Annotated in this window: 14 protein-coding genes; all 14 read right to left on the reverse strand. The window is 57.4% G+C overall.

Annotation, left to right across the window (positions count from 1 at the left end):
- Positions 1–140: 140 nt before the first annotated feature.
- Positions 141–1,178, reverse strand: a complete 1,038-nt coding sequence (locus Q9R35_RS12155) for a TRAP transporter substrate-binding protein (RefSeq protein WP_086069732.1) — start codon at positions 1,176–1,178, stop codon at positions 141–143.
- 141 nt (positions 1,179–1,319) lie between these two features.
- Positions 1,320–2,609, reverse strand: a complete 1,290-nt coding sequence (locus tag Q9R35_RS12160) for a TRAP transporter large permease (RefSeq protein ID WP_063689944.1) — start codon at positions 2,607–2,609, stop codon at positions 1,320–1,322.
- 15 nt (positions 2,610–2,624) lie between these two features.
- Positions 2,625–3,128 carry a TRAP transporter small permease gene (locus tag Q9R35_RS12165; protein WP_063689946.1) on the reverse strand — a complete coding sequence of 168 codons (504 nt, stop codon included), beginning with the start codon at positions 3,126–3,128 and terminating at the stop codon, positions 2,625–2,627.
- A 671-nt stretch (positions 3,129–3,799) separates the two neighbouring features.
- Positions 3,800–4,531 carry an SDR family NAD(P)-dependent oxidoreductase gene (locus Q9R35_RS12170; protein ID WP_042484928.1) on the reverse strand — a complete coding sequence of 244 codons (732 nt, stop codon included), beginning with the start codon at positions 4,529–4,531 and terminating at the stop codon, positions 3,800–3,802.
- 21 nt (positions 4,532–4,552) lie between these two features.
- Complete coding sequence (locus Q9R35_RS12175) at positions 4,553–4,954, reverse strand: Zn-ribbon domain-containing OB-fold protein (RefSeq protein WP_063689949.1); 402 nt, start codon at positions 4,952–4,954, stop codon at positions 4,553–4,555.
- The gene (locus Q9R35_RS12180; protein ID WP_311219925.1) at positions 4,954–6,135 is read right to left on the reverse strand and encodes a thiolase family protein; all 1,182 of its coding nucleotides are present in this window, start codon (positions 6,133–6,135) and stop codon (positions 4,954–4,956) included. The genes Q9R35_RS12175 and Q9R35_RS12180 overlap by 1 nt, the downstream gene beginning before the upstream one ends.
- A 4-nt stretch (positions 6,136–6,139) precedes the next feature.
- The gene (locus Q9R35_RS12185) at positions 6,140–7,771 is read right to left on the reverse strand and encodes an AMP-binding protein (protein WP_042484938.1); all 1,632 of its coding nucleotides are present in this window, start codon (positions 7,769–7,771) and stop codon (positions 6,140–6,142) included.
- A 19-nt stretch (positions 7,772–7,790) separates the two neighbouring features.
- On the reverse strand, positions 7,791–8,273 hold the full coding sequence (locus Q9R35_RS12190; protein ID WP_009463815.1) for an aromatic-ring-hydroxylating dioxygenase subunit beta: 483 nt from the start codon (positions 8,271–8,273) through the stop codon (positions 7,791–7,793).
- A gap of 2 nt (positions 8,274–8,275) precedes the next feature.
- The gene (locus Q9R35_RS12195) at positions 8,276–9,610 is read right to left on the reverse strand and encodes an aromatic ring-hydroxylating dioxygenase subunit alpha (RefSeq protein ID WP_045930501.1); all 1,335 of its coding nucleotides are present in this window, start codon (positions 9,608–9,610) and stop codon (positions 8,276–8,278) included.
- A 23-nt stretch (positions 9,611–9,633) separates the two neighbouring features.
- On the reverse strand, positions 9,634–10,602 hold the full coding sequence (locus Q9R35_RS12200; RefSeq protein WP_042484944.1) for a PDR/VanB family oxidoreductase: 969 nt from the start codon (positions 10,600–10,602) through the stop codon (positions 9,634–9,636).
- 330 nt (positions 10,603–10,932) lie between these two features.
- The gene (locus Q9R35_RS12205) at positions 10,933–11,721 is read right to left on the reverse strand and encodes a cyclase family protein (protein WP_009463818.1); all 789 of its coding nucleotides are present in this window, start codon (positions 11,719–11,721) and stop codon (positions 10,933–10,935) included.
- A gap of 245 nt (positions 11,722–11,966) precedes the next feature.
- Complete coding sequence (locus Q9R35_RS12210; protein ID WP_042484948.1) at positions 11,967–12,995, reverse strand: carbon-nitrogen hydrolase family protein; 1,029 nt, start codon at positions 12,993–12,995, stop codon at positions 11,967–11,969.
- Positions 12,996–13,010: 15 nt separating this feature from the next.
- Positions 13,011–13,934 (reverse strand): fumarylacetoacetate hydrolase family protein, encoded by a 924-nt coding sequence (locus tag Q9R35_RS12215; RefSeq protein ID WP_009463820.1) that lies wholly within the window; start codon positions 13,932–13,934, stop codon positions 13,011–13,013.
- 94 nt (positions 13,935–14,028) lie between these two features.
- Positions 14,029–15,153: a cupin domain-containing protein gene (locus Q9R35_RS12220; RefSeq protein ID WP_045930500.1), complete on the reverse strand. Its 1,125-nt coding sequence runs from the start codon at positions 15,151–15,153 to the stop codon at positions 14,029–14,031.
- Between the last annotated feature and the right edge of the window lie 10 nt (positions 15,154–15,163).

The following is a 15,163-nucleotide window of genomic DNA, read 5'->3' on the forward strand; positions in this document are numbered from 1 at the left end:
CTCTCTCGACCAGGACTACAACAGTAACCCAACTGCCTATCCTCCACCCTCACGACGACGCCCCCAAAAAAATCATAAAAAAAACCCCGCTCTCCCAAAGGAAAGCGGGGCCAAGACTATAGTGTGTCTCTTGCTGCTGATTACTTGGCAGCGCTCAGCTCTTTGATCTGCTCGCGGAAGTAGGCCAGCGCTGCTTTACCGTCGATGCCCTTCTTGTCGGCAGCCTTGATCCAGTCTTCTTCAACAAAGGCCAGACGCTCTTTCATCTGGTCTGCTGCTTCGCCCTGGATACGCAGTGTTTTCAGGCCAGCTGCAGTGTGCTTCTCGATGGCTTGCTGTTCAGCCGCCTGCCATTTTGAACCAAAGTCATTGGCAATCCATTCGCCGCTGATTTTTTCGATAGCAGCACGGTCGGCTTCAGACAGACTCTTCCACTTGCGCTCGTTCATGAACATGTACTGGCTGGATTTGCCAAAGCCACCTTCCACGGACACCGCGGTCTTGACCAGCTTGTCCAGTTTCCAGTTATCCAATTGGTCGTACTGGAAGTACATACCGTCAATCACGCCACGCGACAGCATTTCGTAGCTGTCTGATGCAGGCGCGTTCACCGTCACGATACCCAACGCTTTACCGATGGCATCAAACAAGGGGCTAGGCGAGCGCAGCTTCTTGCCTTTCAGATCGTCAATGCTTTGCACATTGTCCTGGCTGGTGAAGATCACAGTGGCAGGGCTGGTCCACATACCCAGCAGTTTCACGCCCCTGTGCTCGTTGGCGCCCATCATGAATTTCTCATAAGTGCGCCAGTAGGCAACCGAGTTCACGCCGCCATCATCCGTGGTGAAAGGCAGTTCAGCAAATTCGATCATCGGGAAGCGGTTAGCCGTGTAGCTGTGTACCGACATGCCCATATCAGCAATACCGTTACGCACCAGATCCAGGTGAGCCTGCGGCTTGCCCAAGGCGTTGATGAACTCCACTTTCACGCGACCCTCGGTGACTTTTTCCACTTCCTGAGCCCAGGGTTCAAACATATTGGTCACAATAAAGTGGCCTGGCGGCATCCACTGGGAAAAACGCAGGGTGGTGACTTCAGCCGCAACCGAAGGCATGGTCGGTGCCAGGGCTGCAGCAGCCAGACCCAGGCTCAAGGCCAATTTTTTGAAAACACGCATCTCGACTCCTCGTAAATTATTTTGCTGCCGGGCCACTACAGCCCGGCGTCTTGGCCACTTGATGGGACGGTAAACAGATCCTGAACCTGCTTGCCCAGCGGCTTTACTGCTGCCCGGATCACACCCGCATCCGGGCCGGGTTTACATACTGTTCGGAACGACCAGAACAATCCAGGGAACAAACACCAGCAAGAGCAAACGCAGGATATCCATCATTACAAAGGGAGTCACTCCCCGAATAATGGTGCCCAAAGGCACATCGGGCATCACGTTTTTGATCATGAAAATGTTCAGACCCAGCGGTGGGGTAATCAGGCTGATTTCAGCGGCCACCACCACGATGATGCCGAACCACACCAGATCGAAGCCCAAGGAGGCCACAATCGGGTAGAAGATAGGCACAGTCAGCATGACCATGGACATGGTTTCCAGGAAACAACCCAGAACCAGGTAAATCACACAGATGATCAGAATCACCACGATGGGCGAGACATCAATACCCTGGATGAAGCCCAGCAACTGATTGGGCAAACCAGCCACGGTCAGGAAGTTGGTAAAGACCAGCGCACCAATCACCAGCGCAAACATGATGGCCGTGGTTTGAGCGGCTTCAATCAGCACCGTCAGGTACATGCGAGGCTGCCAGCCACGACGCTTCAAGGTCAGCAAGAAAGTCGCTGCCGCACCAATACCGGCCGCTTCTGTCGGGGTGAATACACCACCGTAAATACCACCCATGATGACGATAAACAGCACGGTAATGGCCATCACGCCTTTGGTGGCCTCAAAGCGCTCGCGCCAACTGGCTTTTTCGCCGGGACGACCCAGATTCGGGTTGACCGCGGTAATGATCAGCACCGTAATCAGGTACAGCAGCATGGCAATCATGCCGGGCAGGAAACCGGCGGCAAACAGCTTGCCAATGTCGGTTTCGGTCAAGATCCCGTAGACCACCATCATCACGCTGGGCGGAATCAGAATGCCCAGGGTGCCGCCTGCCGCAATACTGCCGGTAGCCAGACGATCGTCATAGTTGTACTTGCGCATATTGGGCATGGCCACACGACCCATGGCCGCTGTGGTGGCCATACTGGAGCCACAGAGTGCACTAAAGGCACCACAGGCAACAATCGTGGCCATCGCCAGACCACCACGCAGGTGACCAATAAAGGCGTGGGCAGCTTTGTACAGGTCCTTGGACAAACCCGAGGCATTGACCAGATTACCCATCAAAATGAACAGCGGCAGCACGGTAAAGCTGTAGCTCATGGCTGTGTCGTAGCTGGTCTGTGCCGCCATGGTCAAGGCCGCTTCCATGCCAGTAAAGAAGGCAAAACCCAGCGTACCAACCAGCAACATGCCCCAGGCAATGGGCAAACCCAGAAATAAGCTACCCAGAAGGACAGCCAGTCCGATAATAGAAATCAACATGCAAAAACTCCGTCTTTATCGGCGGGGAGAGCTAAAAATCTTGAACAGGGACGCCACGGTGGCAATGCCTGTCATGGTGGCGATGATGTAGGCAAAAGGGGCAATCGGCACTTGCAAGGCATTGCTCATATCGCCGTAGTCGGCCAGCTCGTTGGCGTGACTCCACAGGTAGACAGTCAGCACAGCCAGCATGACGGTAGAGATCACATTGATCACAAATTGCTGGATACGACGCGCCACTGGGCCGAGCCAGGCGTCAATCAGACTGACGGTCAGGTGTTGCTGGTGCCAGGTGACACGCGGCAAGGCCGCAAAAATCAGCACGCCCAGCAAGAGTTCGCTGGCTTCATACGCGCCCAGCAACGGGGCGTGGAAAACATACCGGCCTATCACGTCCACGGTAGTGATCCCTGTCATCAGGATCAAGATGACCACACAGGCAGTATCCAGAATTGTCTCTACAACTCGTACTACTCCACGTGAACGCACCAGCTCCATTCCTGGCAGATCGTCGTTCATTACAGCTCCACTCTTTTTGGCCGACGAAGGCCCGTTTTTTGGGTCATCATGCACCCCGGAAAACCGATGTGCATTGTTATATTTCTGTTCTAAATAGTTTATAGATGAACAAATCCAGGTAAATAGAAAGAAACCCTTAATTCCATCCAAAATCATGGAATCGTGGCTTCTATCTCACATAGCAAGAAATACGGTCACAAACCAGCTCGCTTGTCCTGTGCAAGAGCTGATAAAAACTGCTGGAACAGGCGTGAGTACTGGCGTGGCGTAATGTCGAGCAGACGAACATTGGCTTCAAGAACGGCAATAAAAGGATCAGCCGACTAGCAATCAGGCAGCATCTAGACCGGTAGCCAAACCCTGAGACCCGGGTGTTTCATGTGACAAAAAAGAGTCGAAAATGAACAGGCCCCTCACGTGTTGGACATACTCTCATGCGATGCGAGCAGGTCTGAAACGGCGACGTTTGACACCAAAAACCGACCTCTACGACAAAGAAAAAACTTAGGCAGCAAAAAATCCAGGCACCACTGAACTGGCCGAACTGGTGCCATCCAAAAGCAAAAACCCCCTTGGTTTTCCAAGGGGGTTTTATATGCCGCCAAGCAAATGGACTCGCTCCTGAACGCACTCATCAAAGCGCGATCACGGGCAGTCCCGTTGCTCGTCGATCAGATTGTCAGCGTACCCACGCTGGCACCACCGCAGACATACAAGGTCTGACCCGTGATGAAGCTGTTTTCAGGGTCCGAGAAGAACAGGGTGGCGCGGCTGATGTCATCCGCACGGCCCAGGCGCTTCACAGGAATTGCGGCCGCCAGCTTGGCTTCACGCTCGCTACCGGCCTCAACCACGTCGTAGAACATATTGGTGGTGATGGGGCCGGGGGCAATCACGTTGACGGTAATGCCCTGGTCAGCCAATTCCAGCGCCCAGGTGCGGGCCATACCCAACATGCCAGCCTTGGTAGCGGCATAGGCAGTACGGGTTTGCAGACCCAATGCCCCACGCGAGGACATCAGCACGATGCGGCCAAAGTGGCGCTCGCGCATGCCAGGAACCACTGCCTGAGTAATCTGCAAGGCTGCGCCCAGGTGAATCTGTGTCAGGCCCTGCAAGTCTTCCAGCTTGACCTCGTCCAGCAAGGCCGGCCAGATCACGCCTGCGTTGTGGATGAAGTGGGTCACTTCAAAACGTTCGGCAATATCCTTGGCGGCTTTCTCGGTTGCCACGGCATCCAGCAAGTCCACCTGCACGCAATGCAGACGCTCGTGCGTCCAGGGCAATACATTGCGCGCCATGCTGATAACGGTGTAACCCTGATCCAGCATCTTGCGGCAAATGTCTTCACCAATACCGGTGCTGCCGCCCGTCACAATGGCGGTGTATTGAGCTTGTGTCATCTTGATTGTCTCCAGGCAAATTCAAGGCGCAGGGCGCGCCACCAGCACGGCTACGCCACCGGCATCCAGTTCCAGACTCAGGCGCACTTTCTCATCGGCCTGCCCGCCTTCGGGCAAGTGGGCGATGGCAAAAGGGCCGCAATCCAGTTGAACGGTGCCGATACGCCAGGGCAGTCGTGCCTGAAAATAGGGTTCGTTGCTGTGATGCAGGGTCGTGGTGGCACGCAACACGCCTGTGTCCGCCACCGGCTTCCAGTTCAGCGTGGTGTGCAGGCAATGGCCGCAGACGTCCCTGGCGGGATACTGCACCGTGCCGCAGGACGGGCACACTTGCAGGGCGAATTCACCGCGCCGGGCGGCCTCGGTCAGACCGGCTGCCGTAGCGCTGCGTGCGCCGGGTGGCAGAAGTTGGGTATCGCTCATTACTGTCCCCGTTCCAGCAAGGCCGCAGCAGTACAAATGCCGCGGTCGTAATTAATCATGCCAAAGCCGGACACCAGGCCGATGCGGGCATTGGCCACCTGCGTATCGCCTGCGGTATCCGTCAATTGGCGCAGCGCCTGAACCAGACCCAGATAACCACCGGCAGCGCCCGCCTGGCCTACCGACAACTGGCCGCCGCTGGTATTGAAGGGAAAGCTGCCGTCTACGGTAAAGGTGTTCTTGCGGATGAATTCCGGGCCTTCGCCCTTGGCGCAGAATCCCAGGTCTTCAAACTGCAGGACGTTGATGACAGGGTAGTCATCGTAGGTTTCCATGAAATCCACGTCTGCCGGGGTGAGGCCCGCGTGTTCGTAGAACGCATCCTTGTCCATGGCCCAGCCACCGCGATGCTGTACCGCATCTTCAGGGAAGGCATTGTGACGCTCGATGGTGGAACGAATACGCACATAAGGCAGACCCAGTGCTTCGGCCTGTTCACGACGCATCACCAGATAACCTTCGGCTCCGGCGCAAGGCATCACGCAATCGAACAGATGGATGGGGTCGGCAATGACGCGCGCTTCCATGTACTGCTCCAGCGTCAGCGGCTTTTTCATCAGGGCGTGCGGATTGCGCAGCGCGTTATCACGCTGAGCGACGCACAGCTTGCCGAAGTCTTCACGCGTGGCACCGTAGTGACGCATGTAGTAGTCCGTCAGCAGCGCAAAGCTGGCGTTGGGGCCACCGGCACCGTAAGGGTAGACGGCATCCTGCGAGAAACGCGAGAAGCCCGACACCGTGTTCTTGAAGGACTCACGGTGATTGGTATCGCCCGCGATACACGCCACGATGGACGCATCGCCACACTGCACGGCACGAGCCGCACGGCGCATGGCCACCACACCGCTGGCTCCACCCATAGGGATGTGGTCCAGCCAGCGTGGGCTCATTTGAAAATGCTGCATCACACCGACGGCACTATCCGAACCCAGCGTGAAGCTGGATACACACACGCCATCGACGTCGGCTTTTTTCAGGCCGGACTGGGCCAGCAACTGGCCCAATGCCGCACCCAGCCACCAATGCGCGGTCTGCTCGGAATGGCGCTCGTAGGGAATGGTCACCGGAGCGACCAGCACCACATCGTCATAGCCCTGGCGGGCTGCTTGCGGCAAGGCCATGGGCTCAGGCCTCCTGACGTTTTTTCAGGTGATTCGTGTTCACGCAGGCCGGGTTTTCCAAAGCGGCCAGGGCCACTGTTTTCAACTCACCGCGCTGAATCTTGTTGGTCGAGGTCAGCGGCAGGGCATCCACAAACAACACGTAGCCGGGCACCTTGAAATAGGCCAGCTGGGTCAGGCCCCACTGCACCATTTCCTGGGCAGCCTGTTCGCGCTGTTCCTGGGTTTCGATAGGATTGTGCGGCACCACCAGCGCCATCACTTCGTCGCCACGGATGGCGTCGGGCACGGCGGCCACGGCAATGGAGCGCACCAGCGGATGCTGCTGCATGATGTTTTCCACTTCCACGGCAGCGATGTTCTCGCCACTGCGACGGATCACGTTCTTTTTACGGTCCACAAAGTGCAGGTAGCCTTGTTCGTCACGGCAAACGATGTCGCCCGTGTGGAACCAGCCGCCTTCCCAGGCTTCATCAGTCGCCGCCGGGTCTTTCCAGTAACCGGAGAAAAAGCCGTAGCGTGGGTTGTCACCGGCCGAGCGCACCAGCAGCTCGCCGTTTTCACCGGCCTGAGCAGGTTCGCCATCGTCTTTACGCAGCAGCACTTCCACCACAGGCATTTCCTTACCGAAGCAGGAGGTGCCGATAAAGCGGGGCTCGTGATTGGCGATGATGCTGGCACCGGCGCCCGTTTCCGTCATGGCCCAGGCTTCCAGCAGAGGGAAACCAAAGCGTTCTTCAAAAATAGGATGCAGACCACGGTCCACACCAGCGCCAAAACCAAAGCGCACATTGTGTTGACGGTCTTTTTCGCTGGCCTCGGCCTTCATCAGGATGGCAGGCATCACACCCAGGTAATGCACCACGGTTGCGCCGGATTCGCGCACCGAATCCCACCAGCTGCGTGGGTGGAAACGGTCCAGGGAGATCAGGCAGCCGCCGGTCTTGATCATGGCCATGGTCGAGCAGGCCATCGCATTCATGTGGAACAGGGGCAGCGGAGTCAGCATGCGCTCTTTGCCATGCTCCAGCGAAGCCAAACCACCAATGTCGCGATACCACTCGCCAGCATAATGGAAGTACTGGTTAGCCAGCATGCAGCCCTTGGGGCGGCCTGTGGTACCGGAGGTGTACAGCAAGGCACATTCGCTGTTTTCATCAGGAATGTCACAGGAACGGGAGGCGGCGCGCTCCACCATCGGAGGTACATCACCATCGGCCATGATGGCAAAAGGCTGACCGGCACGCTGAGCCGCTTCCACCAGATCCTGGTGACGGCTGGGCAGGGCAATGGCCATGATCATTTCCGAATGGCCGATCAGGTATTCCAGCTCGGCAGCGCGCAAATCAGGATTGATTGGCACAATCGACACGCCCAGGCTGTTCAGTGCGAACCAGTGCAGGAAGAACACAGGGCGGTTCTCCAGCAGGATGCCGACGCGGTGACCGTGGCCGTAGCCAGCAGCGGCGTAACCGGCGCGCAAGGCGTCGATACGCTCCAGAGCCTGACCGTAAGTCAGCTCGCCCGCTTCAATACCGTAGATCTCGGCGGTCTCAGGCAGGGTACATACAAAGGGCTTGTCGCCCCATTTCTGGGCGGTGTCTCGAAAAGCCTGGTAGACCGTGGTGTTGGCCATCAAAAATTCTCCTGTCCTGTCACATAAACAACTGGATATTGCCGAAAGGCGCGTCGCAATTGAGCAGATCCACCCGTTTCAGACGGATCTTCAAAGCGTCGTCCTGGCGCACCAGGGTGTAGGTATTCCAACCCACATAGATATCTTGGTTGTCGCCACGCGTTTCCGTGTAGTGGAAGGCGCAACGCACGGTGTATTCGCCTTTCTCCTCGTCCATGCTTTCCACAGTGGGTTGCTGGAGCAAATGATGGCTGCGGCTCTTGGGCTGCTGGGAGAAAGTGCGACGGCCTGCCAGACGCTCCACACGGATACGCAGCAAGAGCTTGTCCTCGTGCATCAGGGACGCATGCAAACGGGCGTCCTGCTGATCGTGCACCAGCGGCATCCAGTAGTAGCCATCCTCGGTGAACAGGTCGAGCCATTGCTCGTAGCGCTGTTCATCCAGCAGGCGGGCTTCCGCATACACAAAATCGATAAGGGCCTGACGGCTGATTTCGCTCATGGTTATTCCTCTTCTTTCTTGGCCTGCTGCTCGGGCAGCATGAACTTCAACCAGGCGCGGAACTGGGCGCGCATCTGCATTTCGCTGGTGCCGTTGATCACCACGTTCTTTTGCTGGTCTTCATCTTTTTCCACCAGACGGGCCAGGTTCATCCAGTCGCGACCACGCGACTGCAAACCGTGCTGGGCACGCTCGTACATTTCCAGATCATCGTGACCGACCATGGAGGTCGGAGCGTTGATCAGGCGGTTGTACATCAGGGTGCGTTCCAGGAAGGTGTCAGGGGCACCCACCAGTCGGAAGGTCCAGGATTCCACCAGGGTCTTGTCAGCGGCCAGCGGCTTGAACAAACGCAGGGTCTGGATCGGGCCCTTGACCATGATGTTGGGGAAGTAACAGGTGTTGTGACGCGTGTCGCCCAAAATGGCTTTGGCGCGTTCTTCACCATAGGCTTCGACCATCTGGTCCCAGTAGCCGGGGATTTCGGAGTAATCAGCGTGGATGGAATTGCTCACGCCGGTATGGCCGTGACCGTTTTCCCACACGCGAATGCCCATGCCTTCGTAGAACTCGTAAGGCGACATGAAAGGAGCAAACAGCTCGACCGCCATGGGCTTGGGCGTACCTGGAGGGGCAGCTTCCCAGGCTTTAACCGCCGTACCAGCCGAGGACTCGTGCGCCACCATGGGGTGACAGGTATCGGTCTGGTTATCGACCAGCATTTTCCAGTTGCACTGGTGCATGTAGCGCATCACGCCACCGGCCACTTCCAGGCGGCCTTCGGGGGAGCGATCCACCATATTGTCGATGGTGCTCAGGGACTCGCCAAAGAAGTCCTCAAAGCTTACGCCTTCGTCGGCCAGGCGACAGAACACGAAATCGCGGTACACCTTGACGTTCTGTACCGCGGCCATGCCCTTGCTGCCTTCGGTGCATTCAAAGCCGGTGTTCTCGTAGCCTTTCTTCAAGGGGATGGACAGCAGGGAGCCGTCCGTCTTGAAGGTCCAGGCGTGGTAGGGGCAACGGAAGAACTTGCCCGTGTTGCCACAGGTCTCGCCCGCCACTTGCACACCTTTGTGCGGGCAACGGTTGTAGAGCACGCGGATGCTGTCATCGGTATGGCGCACCATGATGACGGACTCAGTACCGACCGTCGTGGTGTAGAAGTCGCCTTTATTGGGTACTTGGCTGGCATGGCCAACGTAGACCCAGGTATTGACGAACAACTGCTCCATCTCCAGTTCAAACAGCTCCTGGTTGATGTACAAATCCTTGTGGACCTCGGCCTCGCGTACCAATTCGCGGATGGCCTGGGGATTATCACGATACTTTTCCATCATGTTCTCCGTCGCCCTTGGGCTTATAGATCCAGCACCAGACGCGGGGTCTTGGCGCGGGAAATACAGATCTGGATGACCTTGTTGCTGGCTTTTTCCGAGTCGCTCAGGAAGTAGTCGCGGTGGTCAACCTCGCCTTCGATCACATCACAGGTACAGACGCCGCACTCGCCGCGCTTGCAGTCGATCATGGGGTCCAGGCCCTGCTCTTCCATCACGTCCACAATGGTCTTGTCGGCGGGAATTTGCAGGGTCACGCCGGTCTGGCGCAATTCCACTTCAAAAGGCTGGTCACCTTCCTGGGGAGCCGCCGTCACGAACAGCTCGAAGTGAACATGGTCGCCAGGCCAGCCGCGTTGCTTGCAGGCTTCGATCACGGCATCAATCATGCCTTTGGGGCCGCAGACGTAAATGTGCTGGTCTTTGGACAGACCATCGAGCAGGGTATTCAGGCAGAAACGGCCTTCGCTGTCGTCCGCGTAGTGACGCAGGGCCGGGCCGGACAGGGCGCTCAGTTCGTCCAGAAAGGCCAACTGTTCCACGCTGCGACCGGCATAGTGCAACTGATAAGGGCGGCCCTGGTGATGCAGGGCAGCGGCCATGCTGGCAATGGGCGTGATACCGATACCACCGGCAATCAGCACGGTTTCAGTTTCGCCTTCAGCGGCAGCATGCAAGGGGAAGTCATTCTTGGGGCCAGCCACACGCAGCGTATCGCCTACTTTCAGGCTGTGCATGAAGCGCGAACCACCCGAGCTGTTGTCTTCCAGGCGCACGCCCAGACGGTAACAGGTCGGACCCTGTGCCGTGTCGGCGTCCAGCGAAATCAGGGAATAGCAGCGGTGATCGTTCAGATCAGGAATCTGTACCTGCAGGTGCGAACCCGGCGCAAACGCGGGCAGGGAACCGGCCTGGGCAGGCTCCAGCGTAAAACTGCGAATCAGCGGGGATGCGTTCTGGATGTCCCGGATGACGAGTTCAAAAGTATCCATCATGTGCCTACCATTGAGCATGACTACATCAATTACCCAGCCAAAAAGGCCAAGCCGTGGCATGATGTAGCGCCGCAGGGGGCAATGGGACGGTATCGCGTAACCTGAAAAAGGCTGCGTAAGGCTCGTCTACTGTCTCCGCTAAAACCGGCTGCCTGACACCAAGACTGGCTGTATGGCTGGATCTCTATTCATTCTTTTGTGAATTTATTTTATTGATGAATAGTTTACGGATAAATATATACTGCCGAATATAATGGAAAACCACTAGGTGAGAAAACAGCAGAACCGCATGGTACACAGTTCTGCCACTTCCCCACCGTTTTCTACTTACTGAGCAACCAGTGCGACCACGCGCAATGGGCTGCCGGAACCACCTTCAATCTTCAAAGGGGCCGACATGATCAGTGCACCTTGAGGGGGCAGCTGATCCAGGTTGCACAAGCACTGCAGACCGTAGCGGTTGGCACCGTGCATCAGGGTGTGGCAAGGGTAGCCAATAGGCCAGGAGTAGGATTGGCCAGCATCGGTGTTGATGGTTTCAACGCCAAAACCGTGAACCTTGCGCTCGTGAATCATCCACTCTACCGCTTCCTGAGCTGGGCCAGGCGTGTGAGCACCGTCTTCACGCATGTTCAGGAATGCCTCGGCGTCGTTCACGCGCTTGGACCAGTCGGTGCGAAACAGCACCCAGGCGCCTTCAGGGATACGGCCATGCTTGGCTTCCCAGTTCAACAGGAACTCGGAGGTCAGGATGAAGTCTTCGTTCTGGGCCACTTCAGCGGAAGCATCAACCACCACGGCAGGGCGCAGGAAGTTGTCCACTGGAATAGTGTCGACCGTGTTGTCTGGATGGTCCTTGCCGGAGATCCAGTGCGCAGGCGCGTCAAAGTGGGTACCGGTGTGTTCGCCACAGGTGAAGTTGTTCCAGTACCAGCCTGGGCCGTTCTCGTCGTATTGGCTGATGCGCTCAATCGAGAAACCGGCAGTCTGGCCAAATTGGGGGGGCAGTTGCAAGGCGGGGAAGCTGGGAGACAGAGTCTGGGTCAGATCCACGAAACGGACCTGCTTGCTGTCGATCGCCTGGATAAAGGCTGCCAATGGGTTCTTGTCGCTCATTTCATCTCCTACTTGGGTCTTATGTCGTCATTATCGTTGCCTGCCCTGCATGGCGCAGGATAGGGACCAGCCGTTAAAACAGCCCGCTCCTTCAGGCCCGGCACCGCCTTCTTTACAAAGGCAGCTTGCATCTTGGACCGCTGCGGCAAGGCCACGGCGGTTTTTTTGAGCAGGTCACTTGAGCAAAGAGACCCGTCAAAAAACGGCCCCAATCCACTGGGGGAAAGGGACCGTCTTGAACCTTCTTACACTTCCTTGTCGTCCAGAACGGAGAACTCGGCAGGATTCAGGTCTGGCTGGGACGCTGCGTCGCCTTCGTAAAAGCGGGCAGGCGTCAAAGCCTTGCGATTCACACGCAGGTCAAACACGTCAAAACGGTTGTAGTGACCCGTGATGTCATGCATTTGACGCGGCTGGATGCAGCGCGACAGATCGATGTCGGCGTAGGCAATGCCTTCCTTGTCGATCAGTGCTTCACCCTGAACGCGGCCATCGGGGCCAATAATGCCCGAGAACGCGCTGTTGGGACGAGCCAGCAGATCACGTGCTTCAGGATGGCTGGCCGACATGGCTTCGATGATTTCCTCGGAAACCGTCGAGCAAGCCACCACCGTAAACACCTTGCCTTCAAAGCAGTGAGCAGCGGCACGCAGGCGAATCGCTTCAGCCATGTCGTAGTCTTTTGGTGCCACGGGCAAGGCGATGTAGCTGGCAACGTGGACCAGTTCACCTTGCGACAACAGGCTGAAACGAGCCAGCGTGTTGGTGTTTTCACCGCAAGCCAAGGCACCCAGAGGGCCGATGGTGGTGTCATGCACACGCATCGAGGACGCATCACCGTTGGCCCAGGTCAGCTTTTCAGCCCAGGTGGGAACCAGTTTGCGGTGACGGCCCAGAATGCGACCGTCCGCGCCGATGGTGACCAGCGTGTTGTAAATGGTGCCGATGCCAACGGGACTGCGCTCGTTCACACCCAACACCACGTTGACCTTGCGCTGACGACAAACTTGCGCAACCTTCTGGATCTCGGGACCGGGCACTTCGATGGCCGATTTGCACAGGCGCTCGAACCACGGGCTGCCGTCGATCGGGTTCATCACCCAGCTCCAGTAGGGGTAACCGGAGACGAACACCTCGGGAAAGGCGATCAGCTCGGCACCGTTGTCGGCTGCTTCATTGATCAGACGACATACTTTTTCGATGGTCGCATTCGTGTCCAGGAACACAGGCGCTGCCTGAACGGCGGCGGCCTTGAACTGACGCAATTCCAGCATCATGCTCTCCTTTACTTAGTTTTGGGGGGTCACGTCCACGATGGGGTGACGCAATTCGCCGATGCCTTCAACCACAGCGTGCACCACGTCACCAGGCCACATCCACTCTTGAGGATCACGGCCAGCGCCCACGCCTTCCGGGGTACCGGTAGCGATGATGTCACCGGGTTCCAGCGTGATACCGGCGCTGATGTCAGCGATCAGGTCGTTCACGTTGAACAGCATGTGCTTGGTGTTGGAGCTTTGCTTGGTCACACCGTTCAGAGTCAGGCTCAGGTTCAGGTTGTGAGGGTCGGTCAGCTCGTCAGCAGTCACGATAACGGGACCGAAAGGAGCGTAGGTGTCCTGGCCTTTGGAGTAGATCCACTGACCGGCACGACGGCAGTCGCGGGCGCTCACGTCGATCATGACGGAGTAACCGAACACGTACTTCAGGGCGTCTTCTTTGGCCACGCGCTGAGCACGGGTGCCCATGATCACGGCCAGTTCAACTTCCCAGTCCATTTGCTGAGTGATGTTCTTGTTGTGCTCGATGGCATCGCCAGGGCCAACCACGGTGGTTGGTGGCTTGGAGAAGATCACGGGCTGTTTGGGCAGCTCTTTGGAGGTGTCCAGAGTGCGGCTGGATTCGGCCACGTGTTCCACGTAGTTCAGGCCGATACCAAAGATGTTCTTGCGTGGGCGTGGGATAGGAGCCAACAGCTTGACGTTGGCCAGGGGCAGTGCCACACCAAAAGGCATATCGTCGGCGTAGGTTTCCAGCAAGCGAGCCGTGGAGGTCACAGCGGCTGGGCCCAGGTCGATGAAATCGAGCATATTGTCAGGCAGCATGTGGCCAGTGGCGTCGCCCAGGTAACCCAGGTCAACCACCAGATCGCCCACAATGGCACCCAGGCGGCCAGCGGCAGCAACTTCACTACGGTACGTTACAAGACGCATTTCTATCTCCAGATTGGGCCATCTATGCGGATGGCTTAAGTAAATCAGGTCAGCCTGCCGTGGCAGGCTGTTCATATAGCTTAATTAAGTAGTCTTACAGCAAGACTTGATGGCCACCGTTCTCGGCCAGCGCTTCTTCGCGGTACAGATTCAGGGCACGCATCACGGGCAGGTCGTGGAACGAGAACAGGCAAGCGTCCTCGGACGAAGAACCGTTCACGTGCTCGTGGAACATCCAGGATGGTACGCAGAAAATGTCACGTTCGCGCCAGTCAAAGCGTTTGCCATTGATGATCGAATAGCCTTCACCCTTGGCGCATTGGTAAATGATGCTGCCGGTGTGACGGTGGGCCTTGGTGTGCTCGCCAGGGCGCAGCATTTGCATGCTGGCACCGATGGTGGCCATGACAGGACCGCCGGTCAGCGGGTTGATGTAGTCCATGATGACGCCATCAAAGGGGCTGCCGTCCGTAACCTTGGCGTAGGCCGACAAGGCTTCGTAGGTAGGCTCCCACTCGTACTTGAGCAGGGGCGAGTACGGTTTTTGCCAGTCGTGCAAGGTAGGCTTCAGGCCACGACCGCCCCAGATACCCACCGCGTCGTTGACGGGGTGCGTAATGGCCTGGGACAGGTCAGGGTGAACGGCGTAGAAACCGGCTTCCAGCGCGTTGACCAGTGGAATGTCCAGACCGTCTTGCCAGATACAAGGCAGGCCGTCGGCTTCCACGCCATGCTCGTGCCAGCAGCCGTTAGGCGTCAGCACGAAGTCGTTGGCGCCCAAGGTCATCTTGTGGCCGTCCACGATGGTGTAGGCACCACGGCCTTCCATGATGAAACGCAGGGCCGAGGAGGAGTGCGCATGTGCGGAAGCCGCTTCGCCCGGTTTCATGACCTGCAAACCGGAGTACAGCCAGCCCACCGCCGCCGAAACTTCCTGGCGACCGGGGTTGTTCAGGTAAATCACACGACGACCGGCCTTTTCAGGGCTGACCAGATCCACCGAACGCAACACGTAGTCGCGCAGGTCGCGGTAGCGCCACACCACAGGCACGGACTCGGACTTGGGCTCCCAGGGCTCAATCTTGTTCGCCACGGTCCACAGGGCACCGGCTTCAAACTGAGTCAAATCCTGGTAGTACTTCACCAATTCGGGCGTGTCCTCAACATCTGCACGACCGAGCACGCTTTCGCGGTGGGTGTCAAAACGTTCTTCCGACATGATGCTGTCT

Source organism: Alcaligenes sp. AB3, assembly GCF_031844565.1.
GTDB classification, from domain to species: Bacteria; Pseudomonadota; Gammaproteobacteria; order Burkholderiales; family Burkholderiaceae_B; genus Alcaligenes; species Alcaligenes faecalis.